The sequence below is a fragment of the Paracoccus sp. TRP genome (assembly GCF_000185925.1).
Taxonomy (GTDB): Bacteria; Pseudomonadota; Alphaproteobacteria; order Rhodobacterales; family Rhodobacteraceae; genus Paracoccus; species Paracoccus kondratievae.
This window is the reverse complement of the sequence record NZ_AEPN01000036.1, coordinates 22,796-37,283: the sequence shown is the minus strand read 5'-3', so window position 1 is coordinate 37,283 and position 14,488 is coordinate 22,796. Positions and strand designations below refer to the sequence as shown.

The following is a 14,488-nucleotide window of genomic DNA, read 5'->3' as shown; positions in this document are numbered from 1 at the left end:
ACCATCAAACCGTGGGATCAAACACCTAGGTCCGCATCCGTGAGTCCCGGCACCGGGGGCATGTTTCCGAAGCGCCAGTGATGGGCGCGCACCCCGTTGCGTGCTGCCAAGACGAAAGCCATGTCGCTGTGATGACCCGGCTCATAGATTTTGTGGATGAGCGGAGGTGCGGTTCCCGCCCGCCCTTCAGCGTTCGTGCCGTGGCAGGAAGCGCAGTTGGCGGCAAATATTTGCTGACCGGCTTCGGCCTCGGGTGACAGTGTGGCCGGCAGAGTTACAGCAGCAAGAGCCTGGCCCTCTTCCGCCGGGCTTGCAGCATCGGGCTGGCTCCAGAGCCACCAGGCACTGCCTGTCGCGATCACGGTAATCGCCACGAGTATGAAAGTTCGCATGATGTCTTCCTCTGATTTGCTCACGGGGATGAAGAGATTTTAGGAGGAGGCCTCGATCGCCTTGGCGCTGGGGAAACCCGGCACCCAGGTTCGCGATGCAGTCAGTTCGACGGCCAATGAACGATGCGGTGAGTGTCGTTACTCGGCTTGCGCCAGCGCAATCAGGCAGCCTGCCAGCAACACTGGCGAAAGGGCGAGTGCAGTTCGTTTCATTGTTTTTATCCCTTGATACCGGAGGGCCGGCGTCATTAATCGACGCAGACGCCCGTGGTCGTCTGAATAGCCGGTCGACTGAGGGACCCAGGGCCAAAGCCCGCCCTCAGTCATACGCGCCTACGCCGATGTGTTCAGACGTGGAGGTCTCAGGATGCCTGGAAGAACTCGCCCGATATGGTTCGGAACTAGGAGACGCAGATGTTCGCTGCTTGCATGAGGAGTCAGCGACTGGCTCTCGGGAGTAATGGCGGCGACTAGACAGGTCAGACAGCAGTCGACCACGCCCGATACCGTATTGTCCTGTTCGCAGTGTTTGATGGAGGCTTCGTGCCCGTAGTCAGACGAATGGGTATAGGCGCAAGGCTGCGCCATTGTAGTAATGGCGACATCGTGATGGGCAGAGCGTCCGCTCGGGCCCGCATGCGCCAGTGGCTGCAGAAAAAAGGCGCTGACAGCGAGCAGCAGGAGCGCCGTCGACAGATGTCGCAACCAGTCGCTTGGCAATCGAAACGCCACTTGGGCACGCCCGTTCACGCTGAGGCCCACTCGGACGGGACACGCTGGAGCATGGTCTAACAGTAGGCCGGTCATGAGTTGAACGATCATGTGCTGACTCCGATCAAACCTCCTGCGCGCCGAGAAAACGCAAAAACACGTTGCGGCCGGAAGCGTTGAACAGCAGCACCTCATACGGCTCCGGCTCTACACCGGGGAAGTCCATGCCAGGTGAACCAGCCGGCATGCCCGGCACCGCAAGGCCGATGGCCTTTGGCCGCTCGGCCAGCAAGCGACGCACGGCGGCTGCCGGGACATGGCCTTCGATCACATATCCGTCCACCTCGGCGGTATGGCAAGAGACAAGGTCGGCTGGTACACCCAGTTGCTGTTTCAGGTTGAACACATCGTCAGATTCGATCACGCGCACCGGAAACCCCGCCGCCTTGATATGGTCGGACCAGCCGTCGCAGCAGCCACAATTGGGGTCCTTGGTGACCTTGACCAGCGGCAGCGTCTCAGCCCGCAGGTAGCCGGACAAGGACAAAGCTAGAGGAAACGCGCCGGCAGCCGCCAAAAGGACGCGTCGGCTGATGGTGAGATCGCTTTGCATCGTCAAACCTCGATCGTGGATTTCATTGTCTCGCCGTCGTTTTGTCGCCCTCACAGTTTCACCCCTCGCAGTCGCGCCGCATTGGCGATCACGCTGACCGATGACAGTGCCATGGCGGCGGCGGCGATGATCGGCGACAAGAGGATTCCGAAGAACGGATATAGCAGCCCGGCCGCAACCGGCACGCCCAACGCGTTGTAGATGAAGGCGAAGAACAGGTTCTGACGGATGTTGCCCATCACCGCTTTCGAAAGTCGCCGGGCACGCACGATGCCAGTCAGATCGCCTTTGAGCAGGGTGACACCGGCGCTTTCCATCGCCACATCGGTGCCGGTGCCCATGGCGATGCCCACATCGGCCGCAGCCAGTGCCGGCGCGTCGTTGACGCCGTCACCCGCCATTGCCACCACTTCGCCCGCCGCCTTGTGCCGCTGCACGACCGCGCTCTTCTGATCGGGCAGAACCTCCGCTTCGACCTCGTCGATGCCGAGCTGGCGGGCGACGGCCTTCGCGGTGGTCCAGTTGTCGCCGGTCAGCATGACAACCCGGATGCCTTGCGCCTTCAGCGCGGCTAGGGCCTCGGGCGTCGATGGCTTGACCGGATCGGCGATGGCGAAAATCGCGGCGACGCGGTCATCCACGCCCATGAAGATTGCGGTCGCGCCGTCCTCGCGCAGCCGGTCGGCCTCCTCGGCCAGCGGCGCGACATCGACGCCCTGCTCGGCAAGGAATTTCGCATTGCCCAGCGGAATGCGCTTGCCATCCACCACCCCGATCGCGCCCTTGCCTGTGGGCGAGTCGAAATCCACAACCGGCGCCATCGCGATCCCGCGCTCCTCGGCAGCGCGCACGATGGCCAGCGCCAGCGGATGCTCGCTGGCGCGTTCGACGCTGGCGGCCAGCCGCAGCGCCTCCTCCTTGGTGAAGCCCGGCGCCGGCACAATGGCAGTGACGGCGGGCCGGCCCTCGGTCAGCGTGCCGGTCTTGTCGACGATGATGGTGTCGACCTTCTCCATATGCTCCAACGCCTCGGCGTTCTTGATTAGAACGCCCGCCTGTGCGCCGCGGCCGACGCCGACCATGATCGACATCGGCGTCGCTAGCCCCAGCGCGCAGGGACAGGCGATGATCAGGACCGATACCGCCGCGATCAGACCGAAAGAGAAGCGCGGCTCCGGCCCCCAAATCGACCACACGATGAAGGCAAGGACCGCGACCACGATCACCGCCGGCACGAACCAGCCCGACACCTGGTCGGCAAGCCGCTGGATCGGGGCACGGCTGCGCTGCGCCTCGGCGACGAGCTGGACGATCTGGGACAGCATGGTGTCGCGGCCGACCTTCTTCGCCTCGATCACCAGCGCCCCCGACTGGTTCATGGTGCCACCAATGGCCGTGGAACCGACTTCCTTGGTCACCGGCATCGACTCACCTGTCACCATCGACTCGTCCACGGCGCTGCGGCCTTCCAGCACCTCGCCATCCACCGGTACTTTCTCGCCGGGCCGGACCCGCAGGCGGTCGCCGACTTGGACGGCGTCGAGCTGCGCCTCCTCCTCGCTGCCGTCGTCACGAATGATCCGGGCGGTCTTGGGGGCAAGGTCGAGCAGCGCACGGATCGCGCCGCTGGTGCTTTCGCGCGCACGCAATTCCAGCACCTGTCCGAGCAGAACAAGTACGGTGATGACCGCCGCCGCCTCGAAATAGACCGCGACCGAGCCGTCGGCTTGCCGGAACGCATCCGGGAAGATGTCAGGCGCGAATGTGGCAACGATGCTGTAGAGCCATGCCGTGCCGGTGCCCATGGCGATCAGGGTGAACATGTTGAGGCTGCGGTTGACCAGCGACTGCCAGCCGCGCTGAAAGAACGGCCAACCCGCCCAGAGAACGACCGGGGTCGCTAGAATCAATTGCCACCAGTTCGACGCCTGCTGACCGATGACATGCGTCAGCCCAAACAGGTGCCCGCCCATCTCGAGGATGAACACCGGGATCGTCAGAGCGAGGCCGATCCAGAACCGACGCGTCATGTCGATCAGTTCCTCGTTCGGTCCGGCGTCGAGGCTGACCAGCACCGGCTCCAGCGCCATTCCGCAAATCGGGCATGATCCGGGGCCGACCTGCCGAATCTCTGGGTGCATCGGGCAGGTGTAGATCGTCCCCTCGGGAATCGGCGCGGTCTTCTCTGCCGCAGATTCTGGATCGAGATACCGTTCCGGATCGGCCAGGAACTTTGTTCGGCACCCAGCCGAGCAGAAGTAATAGGGCCGACAGGCATGTTCAGCCTTGTGCTCGGTCGTATGTGGATCGACCATCATGCCGCAGACCGGGTCCTTAACCTTGTGGGCTGCGTCCTGCGCGACAGCCGTGTGGTCATGCACATGATCGTGCACATGCCCGTGGGCCGAATGATCGTGCGGATGCTTCTCGTGATCGTGTTCTGTCTTTCTGGTCATTTTCACGCCTCCTCGGCGTTTTCATCCTGAGCTTACGTTTCACCTGTTCTGCGCGTTCCAATCGTTGGAAGGTCAAGAGGTGATCGGGAAAACGGGAGTCAGTGATTACCGTGAATGTTTCGAACGTTGCTCTGTTCTGGCCCGGTATGTGACTGCATGATATCGATGTCGGCTGCTGTCTCGTCACCGTCGAGGCAATATTCCTCGATCTGCAACGTTGAGAAGTAGATGTTGAATCGCTCGCGCAGGAGATTGTTCGCTTGCCGCAGCACCCGTTCGCCGTCCTGCCAGTCCCGCACGCAAATGTGGCTCGAGAAGACATTCCGCCCGGATGTCAGGCTCCACGCATGGACGTGATGCACATCGGTAACCCCCTCCAACCCTCGGATGGCCTCGATAGCGGCTTCGAGGTCGAGGTCTTCCGGCGTGCCTTGCAACAGGATATGCAATGCCTCGCGCAGAATGCCCCAGGAAGCCCATAGCAGCACTAGCCCGAAGGCCATGCCAAGCAGCGGGTCGATGGCAAGGAAGCCCGTAAACCGGATCACCAGCGCCGAGATGATGATCAGGAAGCTGCCGACGAAGGTCTGCAGGATGTGCCAGTAGGCGCCGCGCATGTTCAGGTTGCCCTTCTGGCGTTCGTAGAGTAACCAGAGCGCAACAAGCTCGGTGGCGATCCCGCCCGCAGCGGCGAACAGCATTGGCGTCGTGGCCAGTTCGATTGGCTCCATGAGGCGCATCGCACCCATCCACAGCACTACAAGAGCCATCACGATGAGAAACAGGCCGTTGAAAAGGGCACCAAGAATTTCGGCCCGGACATAGCCGAAGGTGCGCGCCGGGCTGGATTTCCGCTCAGTCAGGCGCAGCGCGACCAGCGCGATAAGCACGCCGCCCACGGCCGAGAAGGTGTGGAAGGCATCGGAAATGACGGCGACTGAGCCTGTCCAAATGCCGATGCCGAGTTCGACTATAAAATAAAGCCCGGTGAGCCAACCCGAGATGACAAGTATCTTGCGGTCGCCGCCCGCGGGCACGTGACCGGCATGGCCGCCATGAGACATCGACATGAGTCCACCTCCTTGCTGCTGAAGGAGAACGCCGGATTCCGGCGTTCTCTGCCTGGCCTATGCGCTGACCGCGAATTCGGTCATCATGCCAGTTTCGAGATGCGGCATGTGGTGGCAATGCAGCATCCAGCGCGCCGCCTCGCCGGCGTCGAGCGCCACATCGACCATCGACATCGGCGGCACATAGACCGTGTCGCGCCGCGCGCCCGCGACCGCACGTCCGTTCAGCCCGACGACCTGGAAGACATGCCCGTGCAGATGCATCGGGTGACCCATCATCGACATGTTGTGAAAGGACAGCACTACCCGCTCACCGCTGCGCGCGGCTATCGGGCGATGCTGGCCCCAGACGGCTCCGTCGATCGTCCAGACATAGGGCTGCATCGAGCCGCCCAGCATCACCATATGGCTGCGGTCCACCGGCCGATCCGGCAGCGCCTCCGCCGCGAGCAGACGCGACTCCTGCGCCAGATCGGTGTCGAAGGCGGGGGCTTCCGCTTCAACCACGGCATCGATGCGCCGGATTTCGGCGCCCTGCGTGGCAAGGATCAGGCCGGTGCGCTCACGCGCGCCTTCCCGCAGCGCCAGGATCGGCCAAGCGCCGCCCTCGTTCGGCAGGTCGATCTCCAGATCGAGCCGCTGGCCCATGGCCAGGCCGAAGCGCGTGCCAGGAACCGGCTGAACCGCATGTCCGTCCACCGCGACAAGTCGCGCCTGCGCCTCGCCAGTCTCGATCCAGAACACCGTCGCCGCGGCGGCATTGATCACCCGCAGGCGGACGCGCCCACCGCGCTCGACCTGCACCACCTCGGGGTCCGACAGCGTGCGGTCATTGGCAAGATAGGCGTCCCAGTCGTAGTCATTGAGGTCCATCGCCATGCCGTCCATGGCACCCATCCCCATCATGCCGCCCATGGCGCCGTGATCCATGCCTTCCATCGGCATGTTCCCCATGGCGCCATGATCCATACCCGCCATGCCGCCCATGCCCGCGCCTTGGCCGCCTCCATGGCCGTCTGCCGTCCCATGGCCGTCGAGGATCTCGGCCATCACGTCCTCGGGTGCCTTGAACGAGAAGTCATGCAGGAACAGCACTACTTCCTGCCGGTCGGCGCTGATATCCTCGGCGCTGCGCACGATCAGCGGTGCTGCCAGAAGGCGCATTTCGTGCAGCGGCACATGTGCGTGCATCCAGTAGGTGCCGGGCAGCGGTGCAAAGTCATAGGCGCGCGTCTCGCCGGGTGCGAGCATAGGCAAGGGCATGTCGGGCACGCCATCCTGTGCGTTGGGCGGGATCTGGCCGTGCCAGTGGATCAGCGTTTCAACATCGAGATCGTTGCGCAGATCCACCCGGAACCGCGCGCCGGGGTCGAGCGTCAAGCCCTGTCCGGCCGGGCCGGCAAGGCCCCAAACGGTGGCGGCGCGACCGTCGATGTCCAGCACCCGGCTGGCGGCGTGCAAGGGCAGCGGGGCGATGCCCTGCGCCGACGCGATTCGGGGCAAATGCGCAGAGGCCAGCATGGCTGCGCCAGCGGCAAGAAAGCCGCGTCGTGAAATGGTATTCATGGTCGTCTCCTCGGGACAGTTAGTCCCGTTCTTCAAAGCCGATGGGCGCCGCAGGCCGCAGCCCGGGCACGTGATCAGAGGAGACGGAGTTTGGGAGGTCGTTCGTTCAGTCCGGGTGCGCGGCTGGCAAGGATGGCATCAGCGGGCAGGGCATGGCTGACAGGCCCGTAATCGCTGCCAGAGCCCTCGCCGGGCAAGGTCAGGAAGACCGAAAGACCGGTGCAAAGCAGCGCACAGCTTGCGACGTCACCTGCTCCACAGCGCTGGTCGCCCTCACAAGGATTTTCGCTACCGGCCACAGCGTGCATCATCTCGGCGACATGCACCGAGTGATCCGGCTCCGCGCTCAAGCGCGCCGCATGCGCAGACGTCACCGTCGTGATGACGGTGATCGCGAGGACAGCAAGCATGGTGACGAAGCGCGCGAACATGCCGGAAAGATAGGCGCTGGTCACGGGAATGTCCATTGCCTGTGGCATCATACCTCTGGCAGATATTCAACCTCGACATGCAGCCAACTAAAATTCCTTACCACCAATCATACAAATTATGCGAAAAGAGTTCCGCAATATTCTGTGGCCCGGCTTACTGCTCGGAGGGGTGCTCCTCGCGCTCCTTGCTGGCTGGCATCAGGCACGTAGCGCATCCACTGCCGCGGCATCTGCGGAAATCATCGAACAAGGCCGGCAGGTTTACACGGCCCAATGCGCCTCCTGCCACGGTGCGGATCTGGAGGGACAGCCTGACTGGAAATCGCCCCTTCCCTCCGGCCGGCTGCCGGCGCCTCCCCATGATGAGAGTGGCCACACATGGCACCACGCCGATGAACTCCTGTTCCGCATCGTCAAGGAAGGCACCGCAGCCGTCGTCGGGGGCAACTACGAAAGCGACATGCCCGGCTTTGCCGATGTTCTGACCGATGCAGAGATTCAGTCTGTCCTCGCTTTTATCAAGAGTACCTGGCCGGAACGAGAGCTCGGATACCAGGAGGAAGTTTCACGCCGCCACTGAGTTTCGGAGTCCACCGCCCACGCGGGCAGTTGTTGACCTGCGAAGTCGGCATTGGCCCGTCCCGTTTTCCGGCTCATCCACCCTTGGATCTCACTGAACGGATGATGACTTAATGAGGCCGCTGACATTTCTCGGAGGCGCGGGAAGTTCGTCGATAGCCAGATAAGCTTGAGACAACGGCTTGTAAGAAGATGCGGCGCCATGCCGTCGCGTATCAATCAATTCAAGGGCCTGCAAAAGCTTCTCGGCAACTTCCATGTCGCCATCCGAACATGCCCGTTTGAACAGGTGCAGAATTTCGCCGGCAAGGGTCATGGCTATCGCTCCCTGGCTCCGTGGCTGCTCAGTTTTACCTTCGCCGAAACGACGGACCTCGTGTGCTCGAATCTGTTCCCCGTCGCGTCAAAATGATGACGGTTGCTTGAAGGGCTGGCCTCGACGCCGACATTGGTCGCCAGCTCGTCGATGATCGGGCAGTCTGGTCGAGCATTGCCCCGACAGTTATTGGCAAGGTGCTTGAGCGTCATACTCATCTCCTTGAGTTCGCGCGCCTTCCGTTCAAGCTCTTCTGTCTGACGTCAGCGCCGATGGGACAGTTCAGCGATATTGCGGAAGGGAGGGTTTCTGGCTCATCGTAGCCTTCATGGAGCGAAGATGAGCAAGAACCGAATGACCGCGCCAGCGAAACCCGTGACGACGAAAGCCGAGGCGGAGAAGGCCGTTAAAGACATCCGCCGGGCAACCCGCAAGGTCCACAGCGCGGAAGAGAAGATCCGCATTGTCCTGGCTGGGCTTCGCGGCGACGACAGCATTGCGGAGCTGTGCCGCCGCGAGGGCATCGCGCAGAGCCTGTATTACAGCTGGTCGAAGGAGTTTCTCGAGGCCGGGAAGAAACGCTTGGCCGGGGATACCGCCCGCCAGGCAACCGGCACGGAGGTAAAGGACCTGCGTGCCGAGTCTCTGGCCCTCAAGGAAGTTGTGGCTGATCTGACTCTGGAGAACCGCATCCTCAAAAAAAACATGACCGGGGCTGGGGGCGACCACGAATGAGATACCCTGCTTCCGAGAAGCTTGAGATCATCCGCATCATCGAGCAATCCCACCTTCCAGTACGCCGGACCCTGGCCCAGATCGGGGTGCCGCCCACGACCTTCTACCGCTGGTATGATCGCTACGTCGAGCATGGCCCTGAAGGGCTGGAAGACCGCCCATCACGGCCATCCAAGCTCTGGAACCGCATCGCGGACCCCGTGCGGGATCAGATCGTGGACCTGGCGCTCGTTGAGCCGGATTTGTCCCCGCGGGAATTGGCGGTTCGCTTCACTGACACGAAAAAATATTTTGTGTCAGAGGCTTCCGTCTATCGGCTGCTCAAGTCCTACGACCTGATCACCAGCCCCGCCTATGTGGTGGTCAAGGCGGCAGACGAGTTCAGGGACAAGACCACCAGGCCGAACCAGATGTGGCAGACCGACTTCACCTATCTCAAGGTGATCGGTTGGGGTTGGTTCTATCTGTCCACGGTCCTCGACGACTTCTCGCGTTACATCGTGGGCTGGAAGCTCTGCACCAATATGGGGGCGGATGATGTCAGCGCCACACTGGACATTGCTCTGGCCGCATCAGGGTGTGACTGCGCCGCCGTGCTGCACAAGCCGCGGCTGCTCAGCGATAACGGCCCCTGTTACATCGCAGACGATCTGGCCAAATACCTCGGCAACCACGGCATGGATCACGTCCGCGGTGCGCCCAATCATCCCCAGACGCAGGGCAAGATCGAGCGCTGGCACCAAACCCTCAAGAACCGCATCCTTCTGGAAAACTACTATCTGGAGGGCGAACTTGAGGCCGCCATCGCCGCCTTCGTCGATCATTACAACCACCACCGATACCACGAAAGCCTCTGCAATCTGACACCCGCCGACGTCTACTTTGGACGCGGCCCGGCAATCCTGGCACGAAGGGAGAAGATCAAGAAACTGACCATCCAAAACCGGCGCTTGATCCATCAGCGCCAAGCAGCATAACCTCGAAAAAGCAGAGCCGGAGCCCTCCAGACCAAAATCACGCTACCTGTTCCAAATCATTCGACGACGGACAAGGGGATCGTCCGTGGTGGCGAAACCCTGAAACAGCACCGCGACCGGCTGATGGAGGCCACCAAGCGCACCGGCCATTACGCCGGCATCGAAAAGATGGAGCTGCGCGACAGCCAGCCCATCATGTATAACAAGCTGTTCTCGCGCCTTCGGGCCGGGGTCGTGGATGCCCGCGAAACGGCGAAAAAGATCGCGGCCAGCCCTATCGTCGAGCAGGAAGGCGAATTGTGCTTTACGCTCTATAACGCGGCGGGCGATGCGATCCTGACCTCGACCGGCATCATCATCCATGTCGGCACCATGGGCGCGGCGATCAAATACATGATCGAAAACGACTGGGAATCGAACCCCGGCATCAATGACAAGGATATCTTCTGCAACAACGACAACCTGATCGGCAACGTTCATACCTGCGACATTCACACCATCGTTCCCATCTTCCATGAAGGCGAGCTGATCGGCTGGGTTGGTGGCGTGACCCATGTGATCGACACCGGATCGGTGGGCCCCGGCTCGATGTCCACCGGCCAGATCCAGCGTTTTGGTGACGGCTATCAGATCACCTGCCGCAAGATCGGGGTCAATGACACGCTGCTGCGCGACTGGCTGCATGAAAGCCAGCGTTCGGTGCGGACCACGCGCTATTGGATGCTGGACGAACGCACCCGCATCGCCGGCTGCCACATGATCCGTGATCTGGTCGAGCAGGTGATCGCCGATGAGGGCATCGAGAACTATATGAAATTCGCCTATGAAGCGATCGAGCATGGCCGCGTCGGCCTGCAAGCCCGCATCAAGGCGATGACCATTCCCGGCACCTATCGCCAGGTCGGTTTCGTCGATGTGCCCTATGCGCATGAAGATGTCCGCGTGCCTTCGGATTTCGCGAAGGTGGACACGATCATGCACACGCCTTCGGAAATCACCATCCGCCCGGATGCGACATGGCGGCTGGATTTCGAGGGATCAAGCCGGTGGGGCTGGCATACCTACAACGCCCATGCGGTCAGCTTTACCTCAGGCATCTGGGTGATGATGACGCAATCGCTGATCCCGACCGAGATGATCAACGATGGCGCGGCTTACGGGACCGAATTCCGGCTGCCGAAAGGCACCTGGATGAACCCCGATGACCGGCGGGTGGCGTTCAGTTACTCGTGGCACTTCCTGGTCAGCTCCTGGACCTCGCTGTGGCGCGGGCTGTCGCGGTCCTATTTCGGGCGCGGCTATCTGGAAGAGGTGAACGCGGGCAACGCCAATACCTCGAACTGGCTGCAAGGCGGTGGCTTCAACCAGTTTGATGAGGTTCACGCCGTCAACTCGTTCGAATGTGCCGCAAACGGGGTGGGCGCCAGCGCCCATAAGGACGGGATCAGCCATGCTGCCGCCATCTGGAACCCGGAAGGCGACATGGGCGACATGGAGATCTGGGAACTGGCCGAGCCGCTGGTCTATCTGGGCCGCGAGATCAAGGCATCCTCGGGCGGCGCGGGCAAATATCGCGGCGGCTGCGGCTTCCAGTCGCTGCGCATGGTCTGGAACGCCAAGGACTGGACGATGTTCTTCATGGGCAACGGCCATATCACCTCGGATTGGGGTCTGATGGGCGGTTACCCGGCGGCATCGGGCTATCGGTTCGAGGCCCATGACACCAACCTGAAGGAAATCATCGCCAATGGCGGCGAAATTCCCCATGGCGGTGACAAGGACCCCGAAAACCCGGTCTGGGACGGACTGCTGCCCGATGCGCTGATCAAGCGCGACAAGCAGGCCATCACCACCGAAGCAATGTTCAAGGATTACGACCTCTACCTGAACTATATGCGCGGTGGTCCGGGCTTTGGCGATCCGCTGGATCGTGTCCCGCAAAGCGTGGCCGACGATGTGAATGGCGGCTATCTGATCGAGCGCTTTGCGAATTCGGTCTATGGCGTCAAGCTGGTCAAGGGCGCGGATGGGCTGTTCGGCGTCGATCAGGCCGCAACCGATGCGCGCCGGGCCGAAATCCGCAAGCAGCGGCTGGCCCGTGCCGTGCCGACCCGCGACTGGATGGCCAAGGAACGCGAACGGATCCTGGCCAAGGATGCCGGGCTGCATGTCCAGCAGATGTTCGCGGCCAGCTTCAAGCTAGGGCCCAAGTTCGAGCAAAGCTTCCGCAAGTTCTGGGATCTGCCCGAGGACTGGAAACTGATGGAGGCCGATCTTCCGATCCCGTCCTATGGCCGCGAATACTCCATGGACATCTCGGAACTGCCGGACGTCAAGACCGTCAAATTCGTGGACGAATAAGTGCAGCGGGCCGCCCAAGCGGCGGCCCCTTCTTTGATCAGGAGGAAAACCAATGGCTTACACGAAATCTAAGATCAAGGATCTGGTGGACGGCACGATCGACCGCGACACGCTGCACACCATGCTTTCGACCCCCAAGGACCGCGAACGCTTTGAAATCTATCTGGAGGTTCTGCAGGAAAGCGTGCCCTGGGATGACCGGATCATCCTGCCGCTTGGTCCGAAACTGTTCATCGTCCAGCGCAAGGCGGATAATAAATGGGTCATCAAAAGCATCGCCGGGCATGAGTTCTGCGACTGGCGCGAAAACTGGAAGCTGCACGCCGTGATGCATGTGCGTGAAACGCAAGCCGAGATGGAGGAACTTTACCCGCGGCTGATGACGCCGACCAGCAGTTGGCAGGTGATCCGCGAATATTACTGCCCGCTGTCGGGCGACCTGCTGGATGTCGAGGCCCCGACGCCGTGGTATCCGGTCATCCACGATTTCGAACCCGATATTGACACTTTCTATCAGGACTGGCTGGGCATGAAACTGCCCGAACGCGCCTGAGGCCGACCCGTCAACATCTGGCGGCGGTCTCAATACGGGCCGCCGCCAGTTTCGATGTATCTCTCGTACAACGCACGCGACCGCCGGAGGGGACCGGCGTATTGCAGGCAATCACTGCAAGACCGCAGGGGCCGGCGAACAGAATCGTTCCTCTCATGTGTGCAGCAAGGCACGCAGTTGAGCGTGCTTTGCGCGCAAGGCTTCAGGCTGCTTTCGCGGAGCAGGGCGGGATGATTACCTTTGACATTGCGAAATAGTTCGCAGATCGCGCCCCCGCAACCACTTCTGTCATAATTCACTCGAAATCGACGTGTGATCAATCGCTTAGGCCGCCCTTGGGCGGCCTTTTCTATTTTCTAGCAGGCAGATTATTGGCCATCCCGGTTGCCCGACCCATCTTCCGCGCGAGGTCGAGACAGGGCATATCACGTCTAGGTGGGCTTATCGGGGTGCGATGCGCTGTTGCTGTGATCATTGCCCTCCAGAATCTCGAACCACATCGCGTTCAAGACGGCAAAGCAGACGGCCAGGGGTAGGCCGAGGATCCAAGCAAAATACCACATTCCTTTTCCTTTCAGTAAGCGTGACCACCGCCGTTAATGTCGTCCTCGTCCACCTTTCCCCACAGCAGTTTGTAGGCCCAGGCGGTATAAGCGGCGATCAGAGGCAGGAAGATCACGGTGACAAAGAGCATGATGAAGAGCGTCAGATGGCTGGAGGATGCGTCCCAGACTGTCAGGCTGGCCCCGGGCTGCACCGTCGAGGGCAGGATGAACGGAAACATCGACAGCCCGACCGACGAGATGATCCCGAAGATCGAAAGCTTCGAGAACAGCAGCGTTCCGATCTCGCGTCCCGAGCGCAGCCCCAACAGCACCAGAAGCGCGCCGACGAAGCCAAGGGCGGGGGCCAACAGCATCCAGGGATGGGCGGCATAGTTCGCAAACCAGCCGCCTGCCGAGTTCTCAACGGTTTTTGCCAGCGGGTTGGACGGGCCGGACGGGTCGATCACGCTGGTGATGCGGTAACCATCGACAAAGAGCCAAAGGGCCAGCCCGCCAAGCGCATAGAGCCCGATGGTCGCAAGGGCCGCGATCCTGGCGAAGACCCGCGCCCGGGCCGCAACCGCCCCCGAGGATTTCAGCACCAGCCAGTTCGCCCCGTGCATCGCCAGCATGGCAACCGACAACAGGCCGCACAGCAACGCGAAGGGGTTCAGGAGGCCGAAGAAGCTGCCGTCATAGAAGATCCGCAGGTCGGAGCCGAGCCGGAACGGCACCCCTTGCAGCACATTGCCGACAGCGACACCGAAGATCAGCGCCGGGACGAAGCCACCTACGAACAGCGCCCAGTCCCAGTTCCTCCGCCAGCGTGGGCCTTCGCGTTTCGAGCGATACTTGAACCCGACCGGGCGCAGGATCAGCGCGGCGAGGATAGCAAACATCGCAAGGTAGAAGCCCGAGAAACTGACCGCATAAAGCGGCGGCCAGGCGGCAAAGATCGCCCCGCCGCCGAGGATCAGCCAGACCTGGTTGCCCTCCCAGACCGGGCCGATGGTGTTGATGACGATGCGCCGTTCCATATCGGTCTTGCCGGCGAAGGGCAAAAGCATCCCCACCCCAAGGTCGAAGCCGTCCATCACGGCAAAGCCGATCAGCAATACGCCGAGCAGCAGCCACCAGATGACGCGCAACGTGCCGTAGTCGATGAGTTCATGCAGGATCATGG

14 protein-coding genes are annotated in these 14,488 nt (G+C 61.7%); 4 read left to right on the top strand and 10 right to left on the bottom strand.

Translation table 11 applies throughout. The features are described 5' to 3' along the window. Positions 1–17: 17 nt before the first annotated feature. From PARACOCCUSGL_RS0115815 to PARACOCCUSGL_RS0115785, 6 genes are all read right to left on the bottom strand, one after another. On the bottom strand, positions 18–392 hold the full coding sequence (locus tag PARACOCCUSGL_RS0115815; protein ID WP_010398622.1) for a cytochrome c: 375 nt from the start codon (positions 390–392) through the stop codon (positions 18–20). Between the two features lie 835 nt (positions 393–1,227). After that, on the bottom strand, positions 1,228–1,716 hold the full coding sequence (locus PARACOCCUSGL_RS0115805) for a DUF411 domain-containing protein (protein WP_010398620.1): 489 nt from the start codon (positions 1,714–1,716) through the stop codon (positions 1,228–1,230). A 50-nt stretch (positions 1,717–1,766) separates the two neighbouring features. Continuing rightward, entirely contained in the window at positions 1,767–4,172 is a 2,406-nt protein-coding gene (locus PARACOCCUSGL_RS0115800) for a heavy metal translocating P-type ATPase (protein WP_029372449.1), read from the bottom strand. Positions 4,173–4,270: 98 nt separating this feature from the next. Further along, on the bottom strand, positions 4,271–5,242 hold the full coding sequence (locus PARACOCCUSGL_RS0115795) for a cation diffusion facilitator family transporter (RefSeq protein ID WP_010398614.1): 972 nt from the start codon (positions 5,240–5,242) through the stop codon (positions 4,271–4,273). Between the two features lie 57 nt (positions 5,243–5,299). Continuing rightward, positions 5,300–6,808, bottom strand: a complete 1,509-nt coding sequence (locus PARACOCCUSGL_RS0115790; protein ID WP_010398612.1) for a multicopper oxidase family protein — start codon at positions 6,806–6,808, stop codon at positions 5,300–5,302. A 74-nt stretch (positions 6,809–6,882) separates the two neighbouring features. Next, the gene (locus PARACOCCUSGL_RS0115785) at positions 6,883–7,263 is read right to left on the bottom strand and encodes a hypothetical protein (protein WP_237701541.1); all 381 of its coding nucleotides are present in this window, start codon (positions 7,261–7,263) and stop codon (positions 6,883–6,885) included. Positions 7,264–7,357: 94 nt separating this feature from the next. Between PARACOCCUSGL_RS0115785 and PARACOCCUSGL_RS20730 the strand changes: the two genes are divergently transcribed. After that, a complete protein-coding gene (locus tag PARACOCCUSGL_RS20730) occupies positions 7,358–7,819 on the top strand; it encodes a cytochrome c (RefSeq protein ID WP_010398608.1) in 462 nt (153 codons plus the stop codon). A gap of 90 nt (positions 7,820–7,909) precedes the next feature. Here the strand turns inward: PARACOCCUSGL_RS20730 and PARACOCCUSGL_RS21585 are convergent, their stop codons facing one another. Together PARACOCCUSGL_RS21585 and PARACOCCUSGL_RS21580 are read right to left on the bottom strand one after the other, a co-directional pair. Continuing rightward, positions 7,910–8,134: a hypothetical protein gene (locus PARACOCCUSGL_RS21585; RefSeq protein ID WP_083825847.1), complete on the bottom strand. Its 225-nt coding sequence runs from the start codon at positions 8,132–8,134 to the stop codon at positions 7,910–7,912. 2 nt (positions 8,135–8,136) lie between these two features. Continuing rightward, positions 8,137–8,346, bottom strand: a complete 210-nt coding sequence (locus PARACOCCUSGL_RS21580; RefSeq protein WP_202796792.1) for a hypothetical protein — start codon at positions 8,344–8,346, stop codon at positions 8,137–8,139. 142 nt (positions 8,347–8,488) lie between these two features. Between PARACOCCUSGL_RS21580 and PARACOCCUSGL_RS0115765 the strand changes: the two genes are divergently transcribed. From PARACOCCUSGL_RS0115765 to PARACOCCUSGL_RS0115755, 3 genes are all read left to right on the top strand, one after another. Next, positions 8,489–9,846, top strand: a protein-coding gene (locus tag PARACOCCUSGL_RS0115765) for an IS3 family transposase (protein WP_138918367.1) whose coding sequence is annotated in 2 segments (ribosomal slippage) — positions 8,489–8,831 and positions 8,831–9,846 — 1,359 coding nt in all. Because the reading frame shifts where the segments join, the coding sequence is not laid out codon by codon here. Between the two features lie 123 nt (positions 9,847–9,969). Next, entirely contained in the window at positions 9,970–12,207 is a 2,238-nt protein-coding gene (locus PARACOCCUSGL_RS0115760; protein ID WP_010398600.1) for a hydantoinase B/oxoprolinase family protein, read from the top strand. Positions 12,208–12,259: 52 nt separating this feature from the next. Beyond that, positions 12,260–12,760 carry an acetone carboxylase subunit gamma gene (locus tag PARACOCCUSGL_RS0115755; RefSeq protein ID WP_010398599.1) on the top strand — a complete coding sequence of 167 codons (501 nt, stop codon included), beginning with the start codon at positions 12,260–12,262 and terminating at the stop codon, positions 12,758–12,760. 431 nt (positions 12,761–13,191) lie between these two features. On the opposite strand, the gene cydX is transcribed toward PARACOCCUSGL_RS0115755, so the two are convergent. Both cydX and cydB read right to left on the bottom strand, forming a co-directional pair. Next, positions 13,192–13,323, bottom strand: coding sequence for a cytochrome bd-I oxidase subunit CydX (cydX, locus tag PARACOCCUSGL_RS0115750; protein WP_010398596.1), 132 nt, complete (start codon positions 13,321–13,323; stop codon positions 13,192–13,194). An 11-nt stretch (positions 13,324–13,334) separates the two neighbouring features. Next, positions 13,335–14,486 carry a cytochrome d ubiquinol oxidase subunit II gene (gene cydB / locus PARACOCCUSGL_RS0115745; RefSeq protein ID WP_010398593.1) on the bottom strand — a complete coding sequence of 384 codons (1,152 nt, stop codon included), beginning with the start codon at positions 14,484–14,486 and terminating at the stop codon, positions 13,335–13,337. Positions 14,487–14,488 lie beyond the last annotated feature (2 nt).

Coding starts and splice junctions, on each gene's coding strand:
- PARACOCCUSGL_RS0115815 (WP_010398622.1), bottom strand. CDS start 392: ATGCGAACTTTCATACTCGTGGCGATTACCGTGATCGCGACAGGCAGT.
- PARACOCCUSGL_RS0115805 (WP_010398620.1), bottom strand. CDS start 1,716: ATGCAAAGCGATCTCACCATCAGCCGACGCGTCCTTTTGGCGGCTGCC.
- PARACOCCUSGL_RS0115800 (WP_029372449.1), bottom strand. CDS start 4,172: ATGACCAGAAAGACAGAACACGATCACGAGAAGCATCCGCACGATCAT.
- PARACOCCUSGL_RS0115795 (WP_010398614.1), bottom strand. CDS start 5,242: ATGTCGATGTCTCATGGCGGCCATGCCGGTCACGTGCCCGCGGGCGGC.
- PARACOCCUSGL_RS0115790 (WP_010398612.1), bottom strand. CDS start 6,808: ATGAATACCATTTCACGACGCGGCTTTCTTGCCGCTGGCGCAGCCATG.
- PARACOCCUSGL_RS20730 (WP_010398608.1), top strand. CDS start 7,358: ATGCGAAAAGAGTTCCGCAATATTCTGTGGCCCGGCTTACTGCTCGGA.
- PARACOCCUSGL_RS21585 (WP_083825847.1), bottom strand. CDS start 8,134: ATGACCCTTGCCGGCGAAATTCTGCACCTGTTCAAACGGGCATGTTCG.
- PARACOCCUSGL_RS21580 (WP_202796792.1), bottom strand. CDS start 8,346: ATGACGCTCAAGCACCTTGCCAATAACTGTCGGGGCAATGCTCGACCA.
- PARACOCCUSGL_RS0115760 (WP_010398600.1), top strand. CDS start 9,970: ATGGAGGCCACCAAGCGCACCGGCCATTACGCCGGCATCGAAAAGATG.
- PARACOCCUSGL_RS0115755 (WP_010398599.1), top strand. CDS start 12,260: ATGGCTTACACGAAATCTAAGATCAAGGATCTGGTGGACGGCACGATC.
- cydX (WP_010398596.1), bottom strand. CDS start 13,323: ATGTGGTATTTTGCTTGGATCCTCGGCCTACCCCTGGCCGTCTGCTTT.
- cydB (WP_010398593.1), bottom strand. CDS start 14,486: ATGATCCTGCATGAACTCATCGACTACGGCACGTTGCGCGTCATCTGG.